This window comes from Bradyrhizobium sp. S3.3.6 (assembly GCF_040546905.1).
Taxonomy (GTDB): Bacteria; Pseudomonadota; Alphaproteobacteria; order Rhizobiales; family Xanthobacteraceae; genus Bradyrhizobium; species Bradyrhizobium cytisi.
In genome coordinates, this window is record NZ_JBEPOT010000001.1 from 606,386 (window position 1) to 631,100 (window position 24,715).

A 24,715-nucleotide genomic window follows, 5' to 3' on the forward strand; every position below is an offset into this window, starting at 1 on the left:
CCCTCACCCGGATCGCACCGGACGATGCTCCGCATCGCCGGGAGCGACCCGGCCTCTCCCCGTAAGACGGGGAGAGGCGAAAAGAAAACTTATGCTGCCTTGGCGAGCTGCGCCTTGGTCTCGGCAAAAGCCCAGTCGATCCACTGCGTCAGCAGCTCGACATCCCGGGCCTCGACGGTGGCGCCGCACCAGATGCGCAAACCCGCCGGCGCATCGCGGTAATAGGCGAAGTCGTAGCCGGCGCCTTCCTTCTCGACGAGAGCGACCAGCTTCTTGGAGAACTCGGCCTGCGCGTCCTCCGAGAGCGAGGTGATCGCGGGATCGATGAACTTCAGGCACACCGAGGTGTTGGAGCGGATCGCGGCGTCCTTGGCCAGGAAGTCGATCCAGGGCGTCTTCGCCTTCCAGTCGGCCAGCACCTTGGTGTTGGCGTCGGCGCGCGCGATCAGCGCCTTGAGGCCGCCGATCGACTTGGCCCAGCTTAGTGCGTCGAGATAATCCTCGACGCAGAGCATCGACGGCGTGTTGATGGTCTCGCCAACGAAGATGCCTTCGTTGATCTTGCCGCCCTTGGTCATGCGGAAGATTTTCGGCAGCGGCCAGGCCGGCTTGTAGGTCTCGAGCCGCTCCACCGCGCGCGGCGACAGGATCAGCATGCCATGCGCGGCTTCGCCGCCGAGCGCCTTCTGCCAGGAGAAGGTGACGACATCGAGCTTGGCCCAGTCGAGGGCTTGCGCGAATGCAGCCGACGTCGCGTCGCAAATGGTCAGGCCTGCGCGGGTCGCGCTGATCCAATCCGCGTTCGGCACGCGGACGCCGGAGGTGGTGCCGTTCCAGGTGAAGACGACGTCGCTGTTGGGATCGACCTTGGAGAGGTCGGGAATTTCACCGTAAGCCGCATTGAGCTTGGTGACGTCCTTGAGCTTCAATTCCTTGACGATGTCGCTGACCCAGCCTTCGCCGAAGGATTCCCAGGCGAGCGTGGTGACGGGCCGTGCCCCGAGCAGCGACCACAGCGCCATCTCGACCGCGCCGGTATCCGACGCCGGCACGATGCCGATGCGATAATCGGCCGGCACTTCAAGCACTTCGCGCGTCAGATCGATCGCGAGCTTGAGCTTGGTCTTGCCCACCTTCGCGCGATGCGAACGGCCGAGCGCTGCGTCCTTGAGATTTTGGGCGTTCCAGCCGGGGCGCTTGGCGCAGGGGCCGGAGGAGAAATGCGGCACGTTCGGCCGCGAAGCGGGCTTCGCTACAGTCATAATCTACCCTTCCAGATAGTAAGCCTCCCGTTGGGGGGAGGTGTCCCGCCGCGGCTGATACGGGAATCGGGAAGTGCAGTCAAGGAAGTTCCGGCGTCTCACGCTGGAGTGATGGCTCCTCCGGCACGATATCCGGCGATGCAACCGGGGCGAGTGCGTTCAGCAAGTCCGTGGCCTCGCTGATCAATTGCGCGGCGCGACGGCGGCTGCCGACCTTCAAAATGCACTTGTCGTTGGCCTGCACAACGTAATCGTTGCCAACCTTGATCATGGAATAGCTTGCCATCGAAATCCCCGAACCGACCGAGCCCGGTTTCAGACGCTGGCGTAGCACCGTTCGTTCCCCGATCAACGTGAACGACCAAGGGGTAGTTTATCAGCTCTTAAGATGAACGAACGCGCGATCGGATTTCGCAAGCCGCGCAACGGTCCCCACGGCCTGCATCAAAAACGCACAGTCATGCCGGCGTGACTCAATGCAAATCCGAGACGCTTGTAGAAGCGCTGCGCGTCGACACGGCTCGCATGCGTCAGCAATTCGACCAGATTGCAGCCGCGCGCCTTGGCTTCCGTCATCGCCCATTGCACCAATTGCTCGCCGATGCCGCGGCTGCGGCAATCGGAGGCAACGCGGACATCCTCGAGCAGGCCGCGAATGCCGCCTTGCGAGCTGATGCCCGCGAGCACCGCGAGTTGCAGGCAGCCGACCACCCTGCCCTCGCTCTCGGCGACCACGAGCGCGAGATTCTGGTCACGCTCGACCCGCTCGAACGCCTGATAGTAGACGGCAGGAAGCGGATCCTCGACGCGCTCGCGGGCGCGGCCGAGATGATCGTCGGCAAGCATCGCCACAATCGCGGGAACGTCCTCGCGGCGCGCGGGACGGATGGAGACGGACTTGTCGTTCATACGGGAAACTCCAGGATTCCGTGCGACGGATTCCGCGCGAGGGATTTAGCGCGCCGGCGGTAGACCGAGACAGGCCTCAGCTTCGGCGATCCAGCGGCGGATGGCGGCATAGCGGTCGAGATCAAAACCGCCTTCATGCGCAAGGCGCGTATAGGCAAGCAGCGAGACGTCGGCGAGCGAGATCTCATCGTCGGCGAAGAAGCGGCTCGTTGTGAGATGCGCCTCCATGCGGTCGAGCGCCGCATAGCCGCGCTTGACCTTGTCGGGATCGAGCTCGGAGGGATGCTTGCTGAGATAGACCAGCTGAAAGCGGCACACCGCGATATAGGGCTCGTGGCTGTACTGCTCCCAGAACAGCCATTCGTCCATCTTGGCCGCGGCAAAGGCGTCGCGCGGAACCAGCGCGCTGTCGCGGGCGAGATAGCGGATGATGGCGTTGGACTGCGCCAACGTGCGGCCGTCGTCGAAGGCTATGGTCGGCACCTGGCCGGCACCGTTCATCTCCAGGAATTGCGGCGTGCGCGTCTCGCCCTTGCGCGTATCGATCTCGATCCAGCGATAGGGCAATGCGAGCTTGTCGCAGACCCACTTCACCTTCAGACAATTGCCCGAGTTGCTATCGCCGTAAATCTGCATCGCTGCCGCCCCGCTTTCGCCCGGCAGAGCATCAGGACGGAAGCAGCCTGTCAACCGCGGCGCAGCGCAGCAGCGTCAGAACTTGTAGCCGAGCCCGACGCGCGCATTGTTCAGCGTCACCGAGGTGTTCATGACGGGCGAAAATTTCACGTACTCGTATTCCACGCGCGCGAACAGACCGTCCCAGATGCAGTATTCGACGCCGAGGCCGGCGGTCCAGCCCACCGCGAAGGCGTTGGTCCGGCGCTGCGTCTGCGCCTGCGACTGAGCTGGAACGGCCTGTGGCGCTCCGAAAGTGGTCGACGTCACCGTGACGCCGCCGACGACAATCGAATTCGTCACATCCTGACGCAAATCCACCGTGCTCGTCACCGAGCGAGAGACGTCCATTCGGCCGACGGCAGCGCCAGCGAAGGCATAGGGCATGAAATCGCCGCCGTCCCAACCGACGCGGCCGCGCAGCGTGATCATGTCCTTGACCTTTGCCGCGGCGGTGCCGGTCAATGTCACGTCGTAATTGTCGGTGACATTCGCGGCATGCGTATCGCCGGCCGGATTGACGATCGTGAGCGAGTTGCTACCCGACGTCGAAGTGGCGAGGTTGTTGAAGTAGGTGTAGGTGCCCTCGAGACTAAGAATGGCATCGTACCATTGCCAGTTGCGGCCGACGAAGGCGTTGAAATTGGTGCTCTGCGTGTTAGTCTTGTTCATGAGCGACCAATTGGCGGTCGGCTGCTGCAGCACGCTGTCACGGAAGATGAAATTGGTCAGGCCGACGACGCTCTGGCTGAAGTCGCTCGCGTCAGTGGAGTAACCGGCGCCGCCGCCGAAATAAGTGCCATCCCAATTATGGGACGTCTTGGATAGACCGTCGGTGAAGCCGCCGCGCAGCACGGGCAGATCCGGCATGTCGGCCGCGTGTGCGGCGGACATAGATCCCAAAGCCGCCACCACCAACCAAAGCCTACGCATTGCAACGCTCCATCGAACTCGAACTTTCGCTCGTGATCATGGCTCGTTAACCTTAACCAATGGTTGCGCCGGAGGCTTTCGTCGCCGCCGGGCAATGAAAAATATGCCACGCAAAAACGGCGCGGGAGCATCCCGCGCCGTTAAGAGACATTAAGCGATGGGGCGAACGATCAGCCCTTGGTGACGAGCGGCGGCGGCATGTAAGCCGGCGGGCTGTTGAGCTCCCAGCGCACGCCGAGCTTGACGTCGTGCGAGGTGAGCTCCTTGATCTTGATCGAGGTCGGGCCCGAGCCGCTGTTGTCGAACAAGCGGTAGTTGCCAGGTGCCGCATCGCCGAGGTTCATGTAGCTGTAGGCCAGTTCAACAGTGAACCCGGGATTGACCTTGTAGGCGAGACCGGCGTGGGCGGCCCAGGCAAAGTTCCACTTTCCGTTGTCGGCGAAGTAGGCGACGCTGTTGGCCAGGGGCGGAGTATTTCCCACGGTGTATGACACGCCGTCGTCGCGGAAGCCGCTGATCTTGTTGTAGGAGCCGCCAACACCGGCACCAATGAACGGCGTAATGCACCACCAGGTGCCGAGGTCAACGTAAGCGTTGGCCATGACAACCCATTCGGATTTGCTGCCGCTGTAGTTGTTGGAGCCGACGAAGCCGGGCCCAATGACGTTATCCGCACCATGCAGGTTAGCCTTGCCACGGTACTGGCCGATCACGTCGGTGCGAAACCAGTTGTTGAAGCGATAGCCGACACCGAGGTCGAACAGCGGCGACGAGTCGAAGCCAAGTCCCTCCGTCGTCTTCGTAAACCCAGGCCCGACGGCGCCCTCGATGCTCTTGGCGCTCTGGTTGGTCATGCCGACGTCACCGCGCAGATACCAGCCGCCGAAGTCCGCGGGCGGGGCGGGCGGCGCGTACATGGGGGGCGGAGCCGCGATCGGCATATCGGCGGCGAACGCCATCGACGAGATCAGTGACGCCGCACCCGCGGCAAGGAGAGACTTAACGCTACGCATTGGCTTCGTCCTTATGGCCGGTGAGGCAAAATGCAGCTGCCTCACGTTCTGGAAACTCACGGGCGGACGATGGCAGCAAATGCTTAAGCGCCACTTAACCCTAATTTTTAAGGTTGATTTTTTCTCACTACACACGCGGATGCGGCGCAAGCGTTGCAAAAATGCGGCAGCCGCGCTCCGCAATTACTAACGATTGGTGAAGCTGCAATGCAGCGAAACGGGATCTGTTAACGCACGTGCCGCGGCAGCTTGGGCAGGAACACCGCAAGCAGCCCGATCGCCGGCAGATAGGCGCAGACCTGGTAGACGAACTCGATCGAGGTGTGATCGGCGAGCTTGCCGAGCACGGCCGCGCCGAGCCCGCCGATGCCGAAGGCGACGCCGAAGAACACGCCGGAGATCATGCCGAAGCGATGCGGCACCAGCTCCTGCGCGAACACGATGATTGACGACGTCGTCGAGGAGATGATGAGACCGATGATGACGGTGAGTACCGCGCTCGCGTAAAGCCCGGCATAGGGGAGCGCCAACGTGAACGGCAGCGCGCCGAGGATCGAGATCCAGATCACGATCTTGCGGCCGAAGCGATCCCCGAGCGGTCCGCCGAGAAACGCACCGACCGCGTTCGCCGCAAGGAAGATGAAGAGGTACATTTGGGCGGCCTGCGTCGACACGTTGAAACGGTCGATCAGGTAGAAGATGTAGTAGCTCGACAGGCTCGACACGTAGAGCTGCTTGGAGAACAGCAATGCCACCAGCACAACGAGCGCGACCGCGACCCGGCGCGAGCTCGGCGCGTCAGGATGGGCCTGCGCGACCACTGTCTTCTTCGCCTTGATCTGCGGCTCGTACCAGCGGCCGATGCGCCAGAGGATGACGATCGCGAGGAACGCGATCGAGGAGAACCAGGCGATGCTGCCCTGCCCGAACGGCACGACGATCAGGGCTGCAAGCACCGGCCCCATCGAGGTGCCGAAACTGCCGCCGAGCTGAAACACCGATTGCGCGAAGCCGTAGCGGCCGCCGGAGGCCAGCCGCGCGATGCGCGCGGATTCGGGGTGAAACACCGCCGAGCCGAGACCGACCAGGGCAGCGGCAATCAGGATGACGAGATATTGGTGCGCGGCGCTGAGCAGCAGCAGGCCGAAGAAGGTCGAGGCCATGCCGATCGACAGAGAATAGGGCTGCGCCTTCTTGTCGGTGTAGTGACCGACCACCGGCTGGAGCAGCGACGCCGTGAACTGGAACGCCAGCGTGATCATGCCGATCTGCGCGAAGTCGAGCGCGTAAGTGTCCTTGAGGATCGGATACACCGAGGCGATCAGCGACTGCATGGTGTCGTTGAGGAAGTGCGAGAAGCTGATGCCGGCGAGCACGACATAGGCCGGCCCTGCGGCGGCGGGCGCGATGTCGGCGACGACGACCGGCTCGGTCAGTGTTTCCTCGGAGACGAGAACTGGCTTGTTCAATGGATCGATCCCGGCAGGCGCGGCAAACCGCCACACTGCCTAACTACGATGACCGTGGTGGCCGAACCACCACCAATCGTCGATAGCTGGGATGCGTGTGTTTGCCCTGCTTCCTTTGCTGGAGAGGGTCTCTATCCGCGAGCCTGGAATCGTAGGGTGGGCAAAGGCGCACTTGCGCCGTGCCCACCATCAATATCGATCCAACATTGCAGCAGAAGCGGTGGGCATGCTTCGCCTTGCCCACCCTACGATACTGCCACAAGGGGAGAAGGAAGGCGCTCTCGGCTCAAGCCGCCGCCGCCTGGCCCAGCGCGGAGACGATGGTGTCGACGATGTCCTCGATCAGGACGCGGTCCTCGCCCTCGCCCATGACACGGATCACGGGCTCGGTGCCGGAGGAGCGGATCAGCAGGCGGCCGTGACCGTTGAGCCGTTTCTCGCCGTCGGAGATCGCCGACTGCACCTCGGAATCGTCGAGCGGCTTGCCGCCCTTGTGGCGGACGTTCTTGAGGATCTGCGGCAGCGGATCGAAGCGGTGGCAGACTTCCGACACCGGCCGGCGCAGCTTCTGCACCACGGCCAGCACCTGCAGCGCGGCCACGAAGCCGTCGCCGGTGGTGGCGTAGTCGGACAGGATGATGTGGCCGGACTGCTCGCCGCCGAGATTATAGCCGCCGTTCAGCATCTGCTCGAGCACGTAGCGATCGCCGACCGGCGTGCGCACGAGATCGAGCCCCTGCCCTTGCAGGAAGCGCTCGAGGCCGAGATTGGACATCACGGTTGCAACGATGCCCGGACGTGACAGCCGTCCGTCGTCCTTCCAGCTCTGCGCGATCACCGCGAGCAGCTGGTCGCCGTCAACGACATGGCCGCGCTCGTCGACCAGGATGACGCGGTCCGCGTCGCCGTCGAGCGCAATGCCGATGTCGGCCCGCATCTCGCGCACCTTCTTCGACAGCGCCTCCGGCGAGGTCGAGCCGCATTCCTTGTTGATGTTGAAGCCGTCGGGCTCGACGCCGATCGGCACAACGTCGGCGCCCAGCTCCCACAGCGCCTCCGGCACCACCCTGTAGGCGGCGCCATTGGCGCAATCGACGACGACGCGCAGGCCGTCGAGCGAGAGGTCGCGCGGCAGCGTGCGCTTGGCGAATTCGATGTAGCGGTCATGCACGCCGTCGATACGGCGGGCGCGGCCCAGGCTCGCGCTTTGTGCGAGACGCTTGTCGAGGGATTCGTCGAGCAGCTGCTCGATCTGCTTCTCGACATCGTCGGAGAGCTTGAAGCCCTGCGGGCCGAACAGCTTGATGCCGTTGTCCTCGAACAGATTGTGCGAGGCCGAGATCATCACGCCAAGATCGGCGCGCATCGACTTGGTCAGCATCGCGACCGCCGGCGTCGGCATCGGGCCGACCAGCAGCACGTCCATGCCGACAGAGGTGAAGCCCGCGACCATCGCATATTCGATCATGTAGCCGGACAGCCGGGTGTCCTTGCCGATCACGACGCGGTGGCGGTGGTCACCGCGCTGGAACGCAAGGCCTGCGGCCTGGCCGACCTTGAGCGCGAGCTCAGGCGTGATCAGCCCGTTGGCGCGGCCCCGGATCCCGTCCGTCCCGAAATATTTGCGGCTCATATCGTCCCCCACGCAACAACCAGGGATCCCCACGACAACCTCCGGGTGCCCGAACGGGCCCCGCATCCCTGATTTGCTGGGATCTTATAATCCCTGCGCCGCTAAATTGGCTTCAAAAAATGTGATTAATCATTACGAGACCGGGGCCGCCGGCGTCCCGGTAACTCCTTGTTAACATTATATTTCCGGTTTGAGGGCCGGAACGAAGCGGAACCTGACCTTAGTCCGTGCGCTTGACATGACCGTCCGCACGGCTCGGCGCCGGCTGGGTGACGTTGACGGGATCGGAGCCCGGAAAGGTCTCTTCCAGCCCCTCCTCCAGCGCTTCCTCGAGGTCGCGCTTCTCCTTGATTTCTTCCGGCGAAGGTCCTCTGTGCGGCTTGGTCATGGCGTCCCTCCCGCAAACGATTTGGCTGTGCATCCAACCATGCTAGATGACCTCGAAACCTTCCGATGCAAGGCTCCTAGCATAGGCCTCTTGATATGAGCCTCTTGATACAAGACGGGCCGGGGAAACGTTCATGAAGCACATCACCTGTATCGACGATCTTCGCGCTCTGCATAAGCGCCGCGTGCCGAAGGCCTTCTTCGACTATTGCGACCGCGGCTCCTATGCCGAGGAAACGCTGCGCGCCAATCGCGAGGACATGCAGGCGATCAAGTTCCGCCAGCGCATCCTGGTCGACGTCTCCAGGCGCGACACCTCGACCACGATCCTCGGCGAGCCCTCGACCATGCCGCTGATCCTGGCGCCCGTGGGCCTGCTCGGCATGCAGCATGGCGACGGCGAGATCCACGCCTGCCGCGCGGCGCAGGCCGCCGGCATCCCGTTCACGCAATCGACGATGTCGATCTGCTCGATCGAGGACATCGCGGCCAATGTCGAGAAGCCGTTCTGGTTCCAGCTCTATGTCATGAAGGACCGCGGCTTCATCAAGGAGCTGGTCCAGCGCGCGATCGCGGCGAAGTGCAGCGCGCTCGTGCTGACCGTCGATCTCCAGGTGATCGGCCAGCGCCATGCCGACATCAAGAACGGCATGACCATCCCGCCGGAATGGTCGCTGTCGAAGTTCATCGATTTCGCCACCAAGCCGGCCTGGGTCACCGGCGTGCTGCAGGGCAAGCGCCGCACCTTCGGCAACATCGCCGGCCACGTGAAGAACACCGAGGACCTCAACCGCCTCGCCGAATGGACCGCCTCGCAGTTCGACACCTCGCTGAACTGGAAGGACGTCGAGTGGATCCGGAGCATCTGGCCGGGCAAGCTCGTCATCAAGGGCATTCTGGACGTCGAGGACGCGGAGGAAGCGGCCAAGACCGGCGCGCAGGCGCTGGTGGTGTCCAACCATGGCGGCCGTCAGCTCGACGGCGCGCCGTCCTCGATCGAGGTGCTGCCCGAGATCGCCGACGCCGTCGGCGACAAGATGGAGATCTTGTTCGACGGCGGCATCCGCTCCGGCCAGGACGTGATGCGCGCGCTCGCGCTCGGCGCAAAATCCTGCATGATCGGCCGCGCTTATGCGTATGGCCTCGGCGCCGGCGGCCAAGCCGGCGTCGCCAAGGCGATCGACATCATCCAGAAGGAGCTGCTCACGACCATGGGCCTGTGCGGCGTCAACAGGATCGACGAGATCGACGATCATGTGATTGCGGTCGCGCCCTAGAACAGTTGCCGTAGGGTGCGCAAAGCGAAGCGTGCCCACCAACTCTTACGAAACGCAGGAAAGTGGTGGGCACGGCGCCAGTGCGCCTTTGCCCACCCTGCGAGTCCAGCGCTCAGTCGCTCACATCGGCGGCGTCAGGCCATCGCGGCCGACATTGACCCGGTTCGCTTCCAGCGTGCCGTCATCCTTCTTCGCCGCACCAAAGATGATCAGCTTGGCGCCGGGCTTGATCTCGGACTTGTCGCTGGCGACGAAGGTGACGATCGGGGTCTCCGGCGGCACCACGACCTTCTTCTCGCCGTCCTTGTATTTGACCGTGATGTTCTGGCCGTCGGTGCCCTTGACCGTCTGCGCTACGGTGGCGTTGGTCATGGTCGAGTTGGCGCGCGCATCCCAGGGGCGGAAGCCTTCAGCGGCGCCGCGCTGGTTTTCCGGAAAGATATGGACGGCAATGGCCTTCTGCGTGCCGTCGGGCTCGGGCATGGCGGTGACGCCGATATAGGAGCCCTCCTTGATCTCGGAGAGCTGCGTCTTCACCACCGCGAAGACGGCGACGTTGTCGGTCATCTTCACCTTCACATCGGTGCCCTCGCGCGTCTTGATGCCGAGGGTGTTGCCGTCGATGCTCTCGATGGTGCCGCGAATGCGCACGGTCGGCGCCTGCTGCTGCGCTGAAACGGATGATGTAACGATACAGGCGACGAATGCTGCCGCGACGGCGCGCGGCATCCAGTTGTTCGGGCTTGGCATGATGGTCCCCTTCAGGGTTTGCGGCGATCAGACAGGGCAACCCCGTCTGACCGCCGCTATTCCCTGAATTCCGATCACATCGGCGGGGTCATACCGTCACGGCCGACATTGACGCGATTGGTCTCGAACGAGCCGTCGGGCAATTGCTTCATGAAGGCGATGACCTTGGCGCCGGCCTTCAGCTCGGACTTGTCCGCGGGCACGAAGGTCACCACCGGTGTCATATCGGACACGAACACTTTCTTCTCGCCGTCCTTGTACTTCACCAGCAGCGTATGGCCGTCGTTGCCGACCACGCTCTCCGACACCGTGGCATTGGTCATGCTGGAATTGGGCTTGAGGTCATAGGGCCGCGAGCCTTCGCCGGTGCCGCGCATGCTCTCCGGAAACACGTGGACCTCGACGGCGTTCTCGCCACCGTCCGGTCCCGGCACGGTGGTGGCGCCGACGAAGGAGCCGACCTTGATATCGGCCAGCGAAATCTTGGTGACGCCGGCCACGCGCAGGTCGGAAGCGATGTGAAGCTTGACGTCCTCGCCGCTGCGCGACTTGACCAGCAGAGTGTTACCCTCGACGCGCTCGATCGTGCCGCGCACGCGGGTCGGCACCGGCGCCCTTTGCGCGACGGCCGCGAGGGTGGAAGCAGCCACCATCGCAACAGCGATGAGCGGGCGCGTGAAATTTGCACGTTGGATCGTCATGACAGTCTCCGATTATCCCCACGGATAGTGAACGCCGGAGACGGCGCACTATTCTCTCAAGTCTTTGTGAGATCGGCCTCGACCAGCGCGCGCAGTTCCGCACTCACCTCGGGCCTCCGGCCGAACCACAGCTCGAAGCCGCGCACCGCCTGGTGCAGGAGCATGCCGAGCCCGTCGGCGGTGTCGAGCCCGCGGGCCCTGGCTGCCGCGAGCAGCGGCGTCACCAGCGGGACATAGACGAGGTCGGCGACGACGGCCCCTTGCGGCAGCCGCGCCACATCAACATCGAGTGAAGGCTGGCCGTGCATGCCGAGCGAGGTCGTGTTCACAAGAAGTTTTGCGCGCGGCAGGACGTCGTTGATCCGGTCCCAGACAAGCGGATGCACGTTCGGCCCGAATTGCGCCGCTAGCGCCTCGGCCCGCGCCAAAGTACGGTTGGCGAGATGAACGCGGCCAAAGCCGCGTTCGAGCAGGCCGAACACCACCGCGCGCGAGGAGCCGCCGGCGCCCAGCACCAGCGCTTCATCCGCCTTGTCCCAGCCGGGCGCGCTGGCGTCGAGATTGCCGAGAAAGCCTTCGACGTCGGTATTGGTCGAGCGCAGCTCACCGTCGGCAAACCACAGCGTGTTGGCGGCGCCAATCGCCTTGGCGCGCGCATCGGGGGTCGACAGCTCCAGCACGCCGACCTTGTGCGGAATGGTGACATTGGCGCCGACAAAACCACGAAGTGACAGCCGCAGCACGAAATCGCGCAGGTTCTCGGGCGGAACCGCCTCGATGACATAGCCGCCTGCGATGCCGAGCGTGCGCAGCCAGTAATGATGGATCAGCGGCGAGCGCGAATGCGCGGCCGGCCATCCGATCAAGCAGGCTGCGGGCGATTTGAGCGCGGTCATCTTTCCCTCGGGTCGTGTCGAGGGCGATCCATTTCGCGTCCGGCCGGTCCTGTCAAGCAGGCGGGGACGGCACCGTGGATTCGGTCACGCCGGGAGCCGCCTTGATATCGGCGACCGCGCGCTCGATGGTCTGGCGATAGCGCGCCCGCTTCGGGCTCACGCCGAGGGTCAGCAGCGCGCGGCGGACCGCGGGCGAAGCCCCGGTGATGAATAGCCGGATGCCCTTGCGCTGGGCCTTGGCGGCGACGCGCCCCAACACGTTCGCCGCGGTGGAGTCCAGGAACGGCACTGCGGCGAAATCGACCACGAGCGCCTTGCGCTTGTCGGCAATGCCGTCGAGCACGCCTCCGATCGCAGACGCAGCACCAAAGAAGAACGCGCCGATGATGCGATAGACCAGGACGTCGCGGTCGACCGCGAGCGCGGGATCGTAAGGTACGCGCTCGCCATTGCCGTCATCGGGACGATCGGCCGCGACCAGCGGCGAGCGCTCCTCGATGCCGGTCATCTCCGCCATGCGATGGATGAACAGTACCGCACCGAGCGCGAAGCCGACCAGGATGCCTTCGGTCAGATCGCGGAAGATCGTGAGCAGGAAGGTTGCCAGCAGCACGACGGCATCGCCCCAGGACGAGCGCAGCAGCGTCGCGAATTCCTGCTTCTCCGCCATGGTCCAGGCCACCACGACCAGCACGGCGGCAAGTGCGGCAAGCGGGATGTAGCTCGCGAGCGGTGCAGCGACCAGCATGAACGGCAGCAGAAAGACGGAGTGCAGCATGCCTACCAGCGGCCCGCGCGCGCCGGCGCGAATGTTGGTCGCGGTGCGCGCAATCAGGCCGGTGACACAGATGCCGCCGAACAGTGCCGCGCCGATATTGGCGGCACCTTGCGCCACCAGCTCGCAATTGGAGCGGTGACGGCGCCCGGTCATGCCGTCGGCGACCACCGCCGACAGCAGCGATTCGATGGCCGCGAGCAGCGCAAACGAGATCGCATCCGGCAGCACCGCTTTCGCCTTCGCAAGCGAGAACGCCGGCAACGCAGGCGAGGGCAATTCACGCGGGACGCCGCCGAAACGACTGCCTATGGTTTCGATTGGCAGCGACAGTGCAGCCGTCGCGATCGCCGCCAGCACGACCGCGATCAGGATTCCGGGCCAGGACGGCCGCCAGCGCCGCAAGCCCGCGATGATGGCGACGCTGACGAGAGCGACGCCAAGCGCGGACGGATTGATGGTGTGAAGGCCATCCGCCAGCGCGGCGAGCTTCGGCACGAACTCGCTCGGCTCTTTCCCCGCGAGCGTGATGCCTGAGAGATCGCGCAGCTGGCTCGCAAAGATGATCACGGCGATACCGGCGGTGAAGCCGACCGTGACGGGATAGGGGATGAACTTGATGTAGGTGCCGATGCGCAGCAGGCCCGCAGCGATCAGCACTATACCCGCCATCATGGTGGCGAGGATGACGCCGTCGACGCCATGCCGCTCCGCCGTCACCGCGACCAGTACGATGAAGGCGCCCGCAGGCCCGCCGATCTGGAAGCGGCTGCCGCCGAGCAGCGACACGATGAAGCCGCCGACGACCGCAGTGTAGAGGCCGCGATCCGGTGTCACGCCGGAGGCGATCGCAATCGCCATCGACAGCGGAAGCGCGACGATCGCGACCGTGAGGCCCGCAAACACATCGGCGCGGAAATCCGCGAGGCCATAGCCTTCGCGCCAGACGGTGATGAACTTTGGCAGATAGAGTTCGGTAAAGGTCGGCTGACGAAGGTGGTGCAGCTTGCCTGCGTGTTCGCCCGTGCATCGTGCGGCCGCGTGCTCCGGCGCGACGGTGCGTTAGTTCAGACTGCTTCCGAGCATGATCATCGCAAGATCATGCTCCCACCCGACGCGGCGGCCCCGGCTCTTTCAGCCGAACGCCACGTCCGCCGCCGTCGCTGCGCGCGTGTTCGGCGATCAGCTCGACGCCGGCCCGCTCGAACGCTTCGACCACCTTCATCAGGGTCTCGACCACGCCGCGAACGTTGCCGGTGCTCGCCTCCATCCGCTGGATGGTCGGCAGCGAAACGCCGGCGAGCTCGGCCAGGGTTTTCTGGTCAATGCCAAGCAGCGCGCGGGCTGCCCGCATCTGGAACGACGTGATCACCTTGGCCTCACGTGTCAGAGCTTATAAGTGATGTCTAGTACATGTACAATCACGTAAAATACATCATATGAGGCCGAATACAAGTGCTCTCGCTGCCTCCCCCCGTCATTGCGAGCACAGCGAAGCAACCCAGAATCCCTCTGCGGAACGACTCTGGATTGCTTCGCTGCGCTCGCAATGACGAGTCGAGAGGGCGCGGCCCCCTCTCTCCCCGCAAGGGCGAGGAGAGGAGAAAGCGGTGCGTCCCTTACTGCGCGAGTTGGATCACGCCGCGTGCTGATGCGCGGCGATGATCTGGTCGGCGGCGCGGCCCGTGACTTCGGCCATGTGGTCGAACTGACGGGTGAAGCTGCCGGCGCCTGCGGTTGCCGAACGCAGCTCGACGATGAGCTCGCCAATCTCGGCTTCCGGCATCATGGCGCGGACGCAGTCCCAGCCGCTCCAGCCGTCGCGGGTGTCGAAGCCGAGAATCTGGCCGCGCCGCGCCGACAGGATCGCGTTGATCTTGGCGGTGGCATCGGTCGGACACACGATCTCGACCACGTGGATCGGCTCAAGCAGCACCGACTGGCATTGCGGCAGGCCTTCGTTGAGCCCGACCCTCGCCGCCGTGCGGAAGGCAAGGTCGGAGGAATCGACGCTGTGATAGGAGCCGTCCGTCAGCGTCACCTGCAGATCGGTGACGGGGAAGCCGAGCGGCCCGCGCGCGAGCCCGTCGACGACGCCCTCCTCCACCGCACCGATATAGTTGCGCGGCACCGCGCCGCCGACGACCTTCTCGTCGAACTTGAAGCCCTCGCCGCGCTGCAGCGGTCTGATGTCGAGCACGACATCGCCGAACTGGCCGTGACCGCCGGACTGCTTCTTGTGGCGACCACGCTGGACGATCGGCTTGCGGATGGTCTCCTGGTAGCCGATCGCAGGCGGATGCGAGGAGATCTTGACGCCGAACCGATCGCGCAGCCGCTCGCTCGCGACACGTAAGTGCATCTCGCCCTGCCCCCACAGCACGGTGTCGTGGGTCTGGGCGTTCATCACGACGACGAGGGAGGGATCCTCCTCGTGCAGCCGCGTCAGCGCCTGTCCGAGCTTGACGTCGTCCTTGCGGTCGGTGGCCGCAACTGAAATCGCGAGCACCGGCGGCGTCGGCTCTGAGGCCGCAAGCGCGGCTGGCGCGGTCTTGCCGCTCGAGACCGTGTCGCCGGTCTTGACCGGATCGAGCTTGGCGAGCGCCACGGTGTCGCCGGCTTCGGCAGCGGCACGCTTGGTGTCGTAGGCGCCGTTGACGGCGAGGATACCCGAGATGCGGCTCACCCCGCCGGAGGACGATTGCAGCGTGGCGCCGTCGTCGAGATGGCCGGCAAGCAGCCGCGTCAGCGACAGCTTTCCGCCGTGCTGCGAGTGCAGCGTCTTGAAGACGAAGCCGAGCGCGTCCTTGGCGGAGGGCACGCCGAGACGCTTTGCGGTCTCCGCAATGCCGGGCGCCTCGTGGCGCAGCGCCTTCATCAGACGCAGCACGCCGTTTTCGCGCGCGGCAGCGCCGAGCAGCACGGGGCAGATCAGTCCCTCGCGCAGTTCGCGGGCGAGGTCGTCGAACACGGCATCGCGCGGCGGCTGGATGTCTTCGAGCAGCTGCTCCATCAGCGCATCGTCGTGGTCGGCGAGCTTCTCCAGCATCGAGAAGCGGGCCTCCTTCTCGCGATCGAGGTCGCCGCCTTCGAGCGCAACCACTTCGGATGCCTTGTGCTCGCGATAGACGAACGCGCGCTCCAGCGCGAGATCGACAAACCCCTCGATCAGCTCGTCCTTCCAGATCGGGATCTGGCGCAGCACCAGCGGCACGCGCGAGGCGGGCTGGAGCGTCGCGAGCGTCTCGCGGATGCGCTTGTTGGCGCGGTCGATCTTGTTGAGGAACAGGAAGCGCGGGATCTTCAGCTCCTCCAGCTCGCGCAGGATGATCTGAAGCTGCGGCAGCTTCTTCTCGTCGGCCTCGCAGACCACGATTGCGGCGTCGACCGCGGGAAGCGCGGCGCGCATGTCGTGGGCGAACTCGACGGAACCGGGACAATCCAGGAAAGTGTAGCTGTCGCCCATGAAACTCGTGGTGACGGCAGTCAGCCCGACAGTCATCTTGTGATGACGGGCCTCAGGCGTGGCGTCGCCGACGGAGGTTCCGGCGTCGACGCTGCCGGCGCGCGGGATTGCGCCCGTTCGCGCCAGGATTGCTTCGAGAAGTGTGGTTTTACCGCTTTGGAATGGGCCCACCAGCGCAATGCACCGTGGACCTCGGGGACTTCTGACGTCTTGTCCCATTCGCCGCCTCCTTGTTTGGAGCTCGGCCCATGATTGGGTCGGCAAACGCAGATGCTCTGCCCGTCCCCGAGATTTGGCAAGCGTCAAACGTCGCTGCGGTGCGTCGTCAGTGTCTTAACCTCTCTCGAAGGCAGAGCTAAGCGCGACAGCGTCGTCGGGCGTTAACGGCCCGGACGGAGTTCCAGGCTCTCGAGCCCTGCGGCGACGTTGAGGCCGACCTGGCCCTGCACGCTCAACGGTTGAAGCGCGATCGAATTGTTGGAGCCGCCGACCAGCGCATTACCGCCGAGGCCGACGCCGACCGAGGCGCTGCCCTGCGCACCGGCATAATTGCCGGAGAGATCGCCGGGGCCGAGCCGGTTGACCGGCGCGAACACGCCCCAGGCGAGCGCCGTCTCCTGGGTGATGCCGAGGTCGATGCCCACTTTACGGATCGTCGCGACATAGCGGTCTTCGGGCAGACCGTCGGCGCGCAGCACGCAGCCGAGATTGGTCACCGATCCCACCACGAAGCCGACGCTGGCGCCGCCGCGGCATTCGAGCACGCCGACCTGCACCATCCGCGACTGCGCGCTGGCGCCCGCGATGGAGGCGACGAGGCTCGCAATGGTGAGTCCGGCAAGGAGGAGTGAGCGGCGCATGAAATGTCTCCGGCTATGAATGTGATGCGAGCAGAGAAGCAGCCTGCAAGCGGCGCGCGATGGTCTATGCCACAATAGTTGGGGTGGTGCCAGATCACGCGTGCCACAAAGAAAAAAAGGGCCCGCAGCGAGCGGGCCCCTTCATGTTACATCGTTGCTGCAAGCTTAGCGCAGGTTGCCGCAGAAGCGCTGGATGCGCTTGCAGGCGTCCTCGAGGTCCGAGGTCTTGGTCGCGTAGGAGATGCGGAACGCCGGGCCGAGGCCGAAGGCCGAACCCTGCACCACGGCGACGCCTTCGGTCTCCAGGAGCTCGGTGACGAACTGCTCGTCGTTGGAGATCACATTGCCCGACGGCGCCTTCTTGCCGATCGTGCCGGCGCAGGACGGATAGACGTAGAACGCACCCTCGGGACGCGGGCACTCGATGCCGTTGGCCTGGTTGAGCATGGAGACGACGAGATCGCGACGCTCCCTGAACACCTTGTTGTTGGCGGCGATGAAGTCCTGCGGACCGTTCAGCGCTTCCACCGACGCCCATTGCGAGATCGAGGACGGGTTCGATGTCGACTGCGACTGGATGGTCGACATCGCCTTGATCAGCTGCGCGGGACCACCGGCGTAGCCGATGCGCCAGCCGGTCATGCAATAGGCTTTCGAGACGCCGTTCACGGTGAGCGTGCGGTCGTAGAGGCTGGGCTCGACCTGCGCGACGGTGGTGAACTGGAAGTCGTCATAGACGAGGTGCTCGTACATGTCGTCGGTCATCACCCACACATGCGGATGCTTGACCAGCACGTCGGTAAGCGCCTTGAGCTCGGCCTTTGTGTAAGCCGCGCCGGTCGGGTTCGACGGCGAGCACAGGATGACCCATTTGGTCTTCGGCGTGATCGCGCGCTCGAGCGCCTCGGCCTGGAGCTTGAAACCGGCCGCGGCTGTGCAGACCACCGGCACCGGCTCGCCGCCGGCGAGCGCCACCATCTCGGGATAGCTGACCCAATAGGGCGCCGGGATGATCACCTCGTCGCCCGGATTGATGGTCGCCATCAGCGCGTTGTAGAGCACCTGCTTGCCGCCGGTGCCGACGATGATCTGGTTCGGCTTGTAGACGACGCCGTTCTCGCGCTGAAATTTCGCGATGATCGCGTCCTTCAGCTCGGGGATGCCGTCGACCGCGGTGTACTTGGTCTTGCCGGATTCGATGGCGCGGATCGCCGCCAGCTTGATGTTGGCGGGCGTGTCGAAGTCGGGCTCGCCGGCGCCGAGGCCGATGACATTGCGGCCCGCCGCTTTCAGCGCGCGTGCTTTATCCGTGACCGCGATGGTCGCGGACGGCTTCACACGGTCGAGCGCAGCAGCAAGGAAGGCCATCGTCATCTCCTGACAAGCGTCGTGAACCCTTTGGCCTCACGACTCTGATTGTGGGAATGGAGACACCCTAAAACGTGTGCCGCTGCGCCGCAAGAAACTTCGGCCCGATCCCGGAAAAGTTTACGGGTCTGGAGCGTTGCAAGGCGCGATTTCCCGCAATTTTCAGCAACTTTGCCGGGCAAACCCCTCATATCCGGCAAGGCCTGTCCTCGGAGCAATTTTGCGCCGCTCGAGCGCCACAAGACTGACCGCCGGCTGACGCGCAAGGCCTGCGGCCGATCGTCAACCGGTGGCGAGCTCGCGACCCGTCACCGCCTCGCACACGATCGCGCGAAGCGATGCGTCGTGCATGTTGACGCAAGCGTGATCTCACTTGCAGCGTCGCACGAACATGATCTTCTGCAGCGTTGCAGTGCGGTAGGGTTTTCGAGTTTTTCTACGGGCCAGCCCTTGCGGCGGATTCGCATCGGCATCATTGTTTAGCCGCGGTGCGGGGCAACAAGCGCCGAACCTTCCCGTCCCTCGGAATCGAACTCCCAGAATGTACAAGCTCTATTCGATGCAACGCTCGGGCAACAGCTACAAGGTCCGCCTTGCGCTGGCGCTGTTGAACGTGCCCTACGAACCCATCGAGGTGGACATTCTCCGCGGCGAGAGCAAGACACCGGACTTCCTGGCGAAGAACCCGTCAGGACAGGTGCCGCTGCTCGAGGTCGGCGACAATCGCTATCTCGCCGAGTCCAACGCCATCCTGTGGTACGTCGCCGTCGGCACGCCGCTCGCGCCGGAGAACCGCATCGATCGCGCCGAGGCGCTGCAATGGATGTTCTTCGAGCAGCACGCGCTCGAGCCCAATATCGGCGCCGCCTATTTCTGGCTATCGCTGGTCAAGGGCGGCCGCGACCTGCAGACCCACGCGCTGGAAGACTGGATGGAGCGCGGCTATGGCGCGCTCCAGGTGATGGAGAACCACCTCAAGACCAGCGCCTATTTCGCCGCCCGCCAGCTCACGGTCGCCGACATCGCCTTGTACGGCTACACCCACCTCGCCGACCGCTGCGATTTCGACCTTTCGCCCTTCCCGGCGATCCGGGACTGGCTGAAGCGCGTCGAGGCTGCGCCCGGCTTCGTGGCGATGGACTGGCGCCCCGCCGAGATCGACGACTCCGCCAGCATCGCGGCGGAGGCCTGAGAACCGGTGCAACGTTAAGAAATAGCGGGCACTGCGTTAACCTTTGCCCTATTCCCGCCGCTTTCGGTGCAACTGCCGCCCCATTATTGCCCGCTGAAATTGTGAAGTTGTTCGGCGTCGCGGGTGATTCGCTCGCACGTTGAAGGATTTAGGCCATGATTCGGGCGTCCGGCGCGGTCGGCTTTCAGGGCCAAACCGATACCGTCTCGTCTTCCCGGCTAACCAACGCGGTCGCGGCCTCGCTCGCCGTCGCTGCCCTCTCGCTTTGTCTGATCGTCACCCTCACGGTGCTGTCGACCAAGGCGACCATGGCGATGGGCCTGCCGGTCTGATCCCCGTTTCATCCTGGATAGCCTTCAAGGTGCCGCGCGGCCCCGCGCCGGCCGGCACCGCGACAGGACAATGATGAAATCGCCTGTGGTAGTCGTTGCAATCACCCTGACTGCGGCCATCCTGGTCGCGGTGTCGCTTTTGATTGTCGTCGGCACCCGCAAGGGCCCGGGGACGTCGACGTGGAATGCGCCCGCGCTGCAGCAGCGCATGATGCACGTGCATTTGGTCTAAAATCATCCGAAAGCTTTGAGCACGAAGGCAAGCGCCCCTTAAGCGCACCGCGCGAAATCGGATTGCGCTTGCGCAACCATTGGTCAGTCTGGCGGAATTATCCCGTTCAGGGAGGAACGAGCCAGGCCCATGCGGTTCGGATGGCGTGTCATTTCCGGTCCCGTGCTGACGGCAGCGATCGCACTGCTGGCGATCCCGCTCGACCGTCACGCTCCCGCGCTCTCGCTTGCACCATTGTTCGTTGGCATCGTGGCGTTGGCCGGCTCGCTCTCGGGCTTTGCGTCTGCGCTCGGCAGCGCCGCCATCGCCGTAATCGGCGCGGCGCTGCTGTCTCTCGGCCACCGCACCGCCGGCTTTGACCTGACCGATCTCGCGCCACTCGGCCTGCTCGCGCTGACGACCGCCGGCACCGCAGGCATCACCGGGCTGATGCGCGAGCGTCTGGTCGATGCCTTTGCCACTGAGCGGCACAACCACACCACTGCGGCACGGCTGTCGGCAGCGCTCGACCAGGTCGATATCGGCATCGTGCTGCTCGATGCCGAGACCCGCGCCGAATTCATCAACGGCGCCTTCCGCGATTATTTCGCGCTGCCGGACGAAAAGGCCGACGAGAAGCCGCCCTTCATCGCGCTGATGTATCACGGCCGCGACACCGGCGCCTTCGAGCTGCCGGAGAACGAGCTGGGCGCCTTCATCGCGCAGCGCATGGAGATGGTGCGGATCGGCGACGCCACGCCGATCAATATCAATTTGCGCAATGGCGAGGTGTTGCGTTTCGTCTGCACCGCACTGCCCGACGGCGGCCGCATGCTGAGCTACACGCCGGTGACCGACCTCGTGCGCCACACCGACGCGCCGGCGCGCGCCGATTACTATCGCTCGCTGCGCGATCCCACAGGGCGGAAGCTGACCCGGTACTTGCGCGTTGCGGAGTGATGCGCGACATCGCAATTGATCGATACGCCCTTCATCAGTATGAAGGACACCTCATCGATCGTGGATTTTCCAGATGTCGCTCACCATTCGCTCCGTCACTCGACAGGATTACGATCAATGGCTGCCGCTGTGGGACGGCTACAACGCCTTCTACGGCCGCTCCGGTCCGACCGCACTCGCGCCTGAGATTACGAAGGTGACATGGCAGCGCTTCTTCGATGCCTACGAGCCGGTGCATGCGCTGGTCGCCGAAAGCGATGGCCGCCTGCTCGGGCTCACGCACTACCTGTTCCATCGCAGCACCACCGCGATCGAGCCGTCGTGCTATCTGCAGGACCTGTTCACGCTGGAGGCCGCGCGCGGCAAGGGCGTCGCGTCGGCGCTGATTGACGGCGTCTATGAGCGCGCCAAGCTCGCGGGATCGCCGCGGGTCTACTGGCAGACGCACGAGACCAACGTCACGGCACAGAGCCTGTACGACAAGGTCGCGGAACGCTCCGGCTTCATCGTCTATCGCAAGATCTTCTGATCCTGCTGTCTAACCCTGTGGATAACTCGGCCTGTCACCGGCGCGTAACACACCGGGACTAAGTTGCGCCTGCGTCTGATCAGGCCCCCCGTCACCGATCAAGCGCCCCAAGCGGTCCCCGTCAGTCGCCGCGTCTGACAGGGGCCGCATTTTTTTGTCCGCAGTTCCTTTCAGCATGGCTGCAACGCAGGCAGACGCTTGCCGCTGTGTCGCACCGCGGTCACAATGGGCGTCTGCTCTCGTCTGACAGGATCTCCCATGGAAATTCGTAATCTCGGCGGCTCCGGCCTGCGCGTGTCCGCAGTCGGACTCGGCTGCAACAATTTCGGCCAGCGCACCGATCTGGAGACCTCGCGCAAGGTGATCCACCGCGCGATCGATCTCGGCATCACGCTGTTCGACACCGCCGACATCTATGCCGGCCAGGGCGGCTCGGAGACGGTGCTCGGCACCGTGCTCGGCGACCGCCGCAAGGACATCGTGCTCGCCACCAAATTTTCCAAGCCGATGGCGGCCGACGGCACCAAGCAGGGCGCCTCGCGCCGCTACATCATGAACGCGGTCGAGGCCAGCCTGACGCGGTTGAAGACCGATTACATCGATCTCTACCAGCAGCATGATTGCGATCCGCTGACGCCGCTGGAGGAGACGCTGCGCGCGCTCGACGATCTCGTCCGCCAGGGCAAGGTCCGCTACATCGGCCATTCCAATTTTCCGGCATGGCGCATCGCGGAGGCCGAGTTCACCGCGCGCGCGATGAACGTCAGCCGCTTCGTCTCGGCGCAGGACGAGTACAGCCTCGTCGTCCGCGACATCGAGAAGGATTTGCTGCCCGCGGCCCAGGAATACAAGCTCGGCCTGCTGCCGTTCTTCCCGCTGGCGAGCGGCCTCTTGACTGGCAAGTACCAGCGCGGCGCAGCAGCCCCTGCCGACACGCGCTTCGGCAAGGCGCCGGCGCTACGCGACCGCTACGTCACGCCGCGCAATGAGGACATCGTCGAGAAGCTCCAGGCCTTTGCGAAGGCGCGCGGCCATTCGATGCTCGAGCTCGCGTTCTCCTGGCTCGCCGCGCGCCCGCAGGTCTCGAGCGTGATCGCAGGCGCCACCCGCGTCGAGCAGGTCGAGCAGAACGTCAAGGCTATCGCCTGGCAGCTCAGCGCGGACGATCTTGCGGAGATCGATGAGATCACCAAGGGCTGAGCTTTTGAAACGCGGCGCTACTTGGCGCCGCGTCCCACCGTCTGCATCACCTCAAAGCCTTCGAACTGGGGATGGCCGAGATAGAGCGGCTTGTTGTCGCCGGCGCGAGCATGTGCGGCGCGAAACGCCTCCGACTTGGTCCAGGCCTCGAACGCCGCGTGATTGGCCCACACCGTGTGCGAGGCATACAGCGTGTGGTCCTCGAGCTCGGGCCCTTTAAGCAGATGGAATTCGACGAAGCCCGGCACCTTGTCCAGATGCGTGTCACGCGACAACCAGACCTGCTCGAAGGCAGCTTCCGATCCCTTGGTGACCCGGAAGCGGTTCATGGCGATGTACATGCGGGTGGTCTCCTGATGTGAGGCAAGCGCCGCTCTCTCGCTCCCTCGCCCCGTTCTTACGGGGAGAGGGTGGGGTGAGGGGCTGCCTCCGCGAGTTCGGTTTGAATGATGTCAAAACGCCCTCAATGTTGCCGAGCACGTCGTTGTTCCAGAAGCGAAGGATCTTATAGCCTTTTTCGCGCAAGCGTTCATCCCGGATCGCGTCGGCTGCCGACCCGTTGTGCTGGCCGCCATCGACTTCGATGATGAGCCGCTTCTCGCGACAAACAAAGTCGCAGATGTATCCGATGACCTGCCCCTCACCCGGATTGCTTCGCAATCCGACCTCTCCCCGCAAAGAGCGGGGAGAGGTTGAAATCACACCACCAGCCCTTTCATCGGCCTTGCGCTTGCGCTATCCGGGAACACCGTCTCGGCCAGCACGCGATCCGACAGGCCGAACTGGCCCTGCAGCACGCCCTTGATGACGGAGCGGAGATCGGTGGTGGGCTTGAGGTCGCGGGCCTCAAAGAGGTTGGCGAGCTTGAGGCCGGGCCAGTCGGAGATGACGCGGCCGCCCTTCACCGCGCCGCCGGCGAGCAGCGCGACGGTCGCTGTGCCGTGATCGGTGCCGTCGGTGCCGTTGATGCGCGCGGTGCGGCCGAATTCGGTGGCGACGACAACAACAGTGTCGCGCCAGCGATCGCCGAGGCCGCTTTCGAATTCGGCGAGCGCACCGTCGAGACCGCCGAGCAGGAAGGCGAGACGTCCGACCGGACCGCCTTCGTTGGCATGCGTATCCCAGCCGTCGAAGGCGAGTGCGGCGATGCGCGGACCATCGTCGGCCGCCATCAGTTTTGCGGCGCCGCGCGCGACCTGCCGCATCTGGGCGACCGCATTGCCGGGCTTCGGCTTCATGTCGTCGCCGCTCGCGGCCTTTTCCAACTGGAGGCCTTGCGACAGCGCCGAGGCCAAAGCGGGATCGCGATGACGGTAGAGATCGACCAGCCGCATTGCGGTGTCGTCGTCGGCCTGCGGCAGCGCGACCGGTGCCCAGCCGACGGTCGGCGCATTTCCGCGCAGAACCAGCGGCGTGGTGGGCCCCACCGCGAGCCCGCTCGACACGCGCTCGCCGCGCGGCAGCGCTTCCAGCGCGCGGTTGAGCCAGCCGGATTGCACGCGGCCCGGGCCCGCATAGCCGCTCTCGAGCACGTCCTGTCCGTCGAAATGCGAGCGATCGCGATAGGGCGTCGCCACCGCATGGATCACCGCGGCATGCTGGGCGCGATACATGCGGGCGAATTCCGGCATCGCCGGATGCAGCGCGAAGAAAGTATCGAGCATGATCGCGGGATGCGCGCCATCCGCGGTGAGCGCGATCGAGCCGTGCAGGCCGGCATAGTCGGGGTCGCCGACCGGCGCGACGGTCGCGAGCCCATCAAGCGCGCCGCGCAGGATCACCACGACCAGCCGGGGGTCACGCCCATCGGCCGCGCGCGCGAATTTCGGCAAATAGGCCCAGGCAGCAAAGGACGCGCCGCCGAGCAAGAGTCCGCGGCGCGAGGTGAGGAGCCGGTTTTCGACGCAGTCGATCATC

General features: G+C 64.7%; 27 protein-coding genes. 7 read left to right on the forward strand and 20 right to left on the reverse strand.

Annotated features, from left to right (window positions below; genetic code table 11):
* Positions 1-89: 89 nt before the first annotated feature.
* The 9 genes from ABID59_RS02880 to ABID59_RS02920 form a co-directional block, all read right to left on the reverse strand.
* Entirely contained in the window at positions 90-1,262 is a 1,173-nt protein-coding gene (locus tag ABID59_RS02880) for a phosphoserine transaminase (protein WP_148751172.1), read from the reverse strand.
* Positions 1,263-1,341: 79 nt separating this feature from the next.
* Positions 1,342-1,548, reverse strand: coding sequence for a hypothetical protein (locus ABID59_RS02885; protein WP_354110293.1), 207 nt, complete (start codon positions 1,546-1,548; stop codon positions 1,342-1,344).
* A gap of 158 nt (positions 1,549-1,706) precedes the next feature.
* A complete protein-coding gene (locus ABID59_RS02890; RefSeq protein ID WP_354082383.1) occupies positions 1,707-2,171 on the reverse strand; it encodes a GNAT family N-acetyltransferase in 465 nt (154 codons plus the stop codon).
* Positions 2,172-2,216: 45 nt separating this feature from the next.
* Positions 2,217-2,807 (reverse strand): glutathione S-transferase family protein, encoded by a 591-nt coding sequence (locus ABID59_RS02895; protein ID WP_354082384.1) that lies wholly within the window; start codon positions 2,805-2,807, stop codon positions 2,217-2,219.
* Positions 2,808-2,882: 75 nt separating this feature from the next.
* Positions 2,883-3,779, reverse strand: coding sequence for an outer membrane protein (locus ABID59_RS02900; protein WP_148751168.1), 897 nt, complete (start codon positions 3,777-3,779; stop codon positions 2,883-2,885).
* Positions 3,780-3,949: 170 nt separating this feature from the next.
* Positions 3,950-4,792, reverse strand: a complete 843-nt coding sequence (locus ABID59_RS02905) for an outer membrane protein (protein ID WP_354082385.1) — start codon at positions 4,790-4,792, stop codon at positions 3,950-3,952.
* A 227-nt stretch (positions 4,793-5,019) separates the two neighbouring features.
* Positions 5,020-6,261, reverse strand: a complete 1,242-nt coding sequence (locus ABID59_RS02910; protein ID WP_354033021.1) for an MFS transporter — start codon at positions 6,259-6,261, stop codon at positions 5,020-5,022.
* A 286-nt stretch (positions 6,262-6,547) separates the two neighbouring features.
* Positions 6,548-7,894: a phosphoglucosamine mutase gene (gene glmM / locus ABID59_RS02915; protein WP_148751165.1), complete on the reverse strand. Its 1,347-nt coding sequence runs from the start codon at positions 7,892-7,894 to the stop codon at positions 6,548-6,550.
* Positions 7,895-8,114: 220 nt separating this feature from the next.
* Complete coding sequence (locus tag ABID59_RS02920) at positions 8,115-8,282, reverse strand: hypothetical protein (protein WP_187434829.1); 168 nt, start codon at positions 8,280-8,282, stop codon at positions 8,115-8,117.
* 133 nt (positions 8,283-8,415) lie between these two features.
* Between ABID59_RS02920 and ABID59_RS02925 the strand changes: the two genes are divergently transcribed.
* Complete coding sequence (locus ABID59_RS02925) at positions 8,416-9,558, forward strand: alpha-hydroxy acid oxidase (RefSeq protein WP_354082386.1); 1,143 nt, start codon at positions 8,416-8,418, stop codon at positions 9,556-9,558.
* Positions 9,559-9,678: 120 nt separating this feature from the next.
* On the opposite strand, the gene ABID59_RS02930 is transcribed toward ABID59_RS02925, so the two are convergent.
* The 8 genes from ABID59_RS02930 to ABID59_RS02965 all read right to left on the reverse strand — a co-directional run bounded on the left by ABID59_RS02930 (position 9,679) and on the right by ABID59_RS02965 (position 18,374).
* Positions 9,679-10,308 (reverse strand): single stranded DNA-binding domain-containing protein, encoded by a 630-nt coding sequence (locus tag ABID59_RS02930; protein ID WP_502916770.1) that lies wholly within the window; start codon positions 10,306-10,308, stop codon positions 9,679-9,681.
* Positions 10,309-10,382: 74 nt separating this feature from the next.
* Complete coding sequence (locus tag ABID59_RS02935; protein WP_354082387.1) at positions 10,383-11,009, reverse strand: hypothetical protein; 627 nt, start codon at positions 11,007-11,009, stop codon at positions 10,383-10,385.
* Positions 11,010-11,065: 56 nt separating this feature from the next.
* Positions 11,066-11,905, reverse strand: a complete 840-nt coding sequence (locus tag ABID59_RS02940; RefSeq protein ID WP_148751161.1) for a shikimate dehydrogenase — start codon at positions 11,903-11,905, stop codon at positions 11,066-11,068.
* A gap of 52 nt (positions 11,906-11,957) precedes the next feature.
* Positions 11,958-13,685 (reverse strand): SulP family inorganic anion transporter, encoded by a 1,728-nt coding sequence (locus ABID59_RS02945; protein ID WP_354082577.1) that lies wholly within the window; start codon positions 13,683-13,685, stop codon positions 11,958-11,960.
* Between the two features lie 94 nt (positions 13,686-13,779).
* The gene (locus ABID59_RS02950) at positions 13,780-14,052 is read right to left on the reverse strand and encodes a helix-turn-helix domain-containing protein (RefSeq protein WP_148751159.1); all 273 of its coding nucleotides are present in this window, start codon (positions 14,050-14,052) and stop codon (positions 13,780-13,782) included.
* Positions 14,053-14,316: 264 nt separating this feature from the next.
* A complete protein-coding gene (locus ABID59_RS02955) occupies positions 14,317-16,365 on the reverse strand; it encodes an elongation factor G (RefSeq protein ID WP_148751158.1) in 2,049 nt (682 codons plus the stop codon).
* Positions 16,366-16,526: 161 nt separating this feature from the next.
* Positions 16,527-17,006 (reverse strand): DUF992 domain-containing protein, encoded by a 480-nt coding sequence (locus ABID59_RS02960; protein WP_354033017.1) that lies wholly within the window; start codon positions 17,004-17,006, stop codon positions 16,527-16,529.
* A 165-nt stretch (positions 17,007-17,171) separates the two neighbouring features.
* Entirely contained in the window at positions 17,172-18,374 is a 1,203-nt protein-coding gene (locus ABID59_RS02965) for a pyridoxal phosphate-dependent aminotransferase (RefSeq protein WP_354082388.1), read from the reverse strand.
* 541 nt (positions 18,375-18,915) lie between these two features.
* Here ABID59_RS02965 and ABID59_RS02970 point away from each other — a divergent pair.
* The 6 genes from ABID59_RS02970 (at position 18,916) to ABID59_RS02995 (ending at position 22,798) form a co-directional block, all read left to right on the forward strand.
* Entirely contained in the window at positions 18,916-19,566 is a 651-nt protein-coding gene (locus ABID59_RS02970; RefSeq protein WP_148751155.1) for a glutathione S-transferase family protein, read from the forward strand.
* A 155-nt stretch (positions 19,567-19,721) separates the two neighbouring features.
* Entirely contained in the window at positions 19,722-19,898 is a 177-nt protein-coding gene (locus ABID59_RS02975) for a hypothetical protein (RefSeq protein WP_187434828.1), read from the forward strand.
* An 85-nt stretch (positions 19,899-19,983) separates the two neighbouring features.
* On the forward strand, positions 19,984-20,130 hold the full coding sequence (locus ABID59_RS02980; protein WP_354082587.1) for a hypothetical protein: 147 nt from the start codon (positions 19,984-19,986) through the stop codon (positions 20,128-20,130).
* 129 nt (positions 20,131-20,259) lie between these two features.
* Entirely contained in the window at positions 20,260-21,069 is an 810-nt protein-coding gene (locus tag ABID59_RS02985) for a PAS-domain containing protein (RefSeq protein WP_354082389.1), read from the forward strand.
* A gap of 73 nt (positions 21,070-21,142) precedes the next feature.
* Complete coding sequence (locus ABID59_RS02990; protein ID WP_148751153.1) at positions 21,143-21,598, forward strand: GNAT family N-acetyltransferase; 456 nt, start codon at positions 21,143-21,145, stop codon at positions 21,596-21,598.
* A gap of 258 nt (positions 21,599-21,856) precedes the next feature.
* Positions 21,857-22,798, forward strand: coding sequence for an aldo/keto reductase (locus ABID59_RS02995; RefSeq protein ID WP_354082390.1), 942 nt, complete (start codon positions 21,857-21,859; stop codon positions 22,796-22,798).
* 17 nt (positions 22,799-22,815) lie between these two features.
* Here ABID59_RS02995 and hmuQ read toward each other — a convergent pair whose 3' ends face one another.
* From hmuQ to ABID59_RS03010, 3 genes are read right to left on the reverse strand one after another with little or no spacing between them, the layout of a single operon-like run.
* On the reverse strand, positions 22,816-23,139 hold the full coding sequence (gene hmuQ, locus ABID59_RS03000) for a heme-degrading protein HmuQ (RefSeq protein WP_354082391.1): 324 nt from the start codon (positions 23,137-23,139) through the stop codon (positions 22,816-22,818).
* Positions 23,063-23,500, reverse strand: a complete 438-nt coding sequence (locus ABID59_RS37390) for an endonuclease domain-containing protein (protein ID WP_502916771.1) — start codon at positions 23,498-23,500, stop codon at positions 23,063-23,065. Before ABID59_RS37390 ends, hmuQ begins: the two co-directional genes overlap by 77 nt.
* Positions 23,497-24,714: a DUF1501 domain-containing protein gene (locus ABID59_RS03010; RefSeq protein WP_354082578.1), complete on the reverse strand. Its 1,218-nt coding sequence runs from the start codon at positions 24,712-24,714 to the stop codon at positions 23,497-23,499. Before ABID59_RS03010 ends, ABID59_RS37390 begins: the two co-directional genes overlap by 4 nt.
* Between the last annotated feature and the right edge of the window lies 1 nt (position 24,715).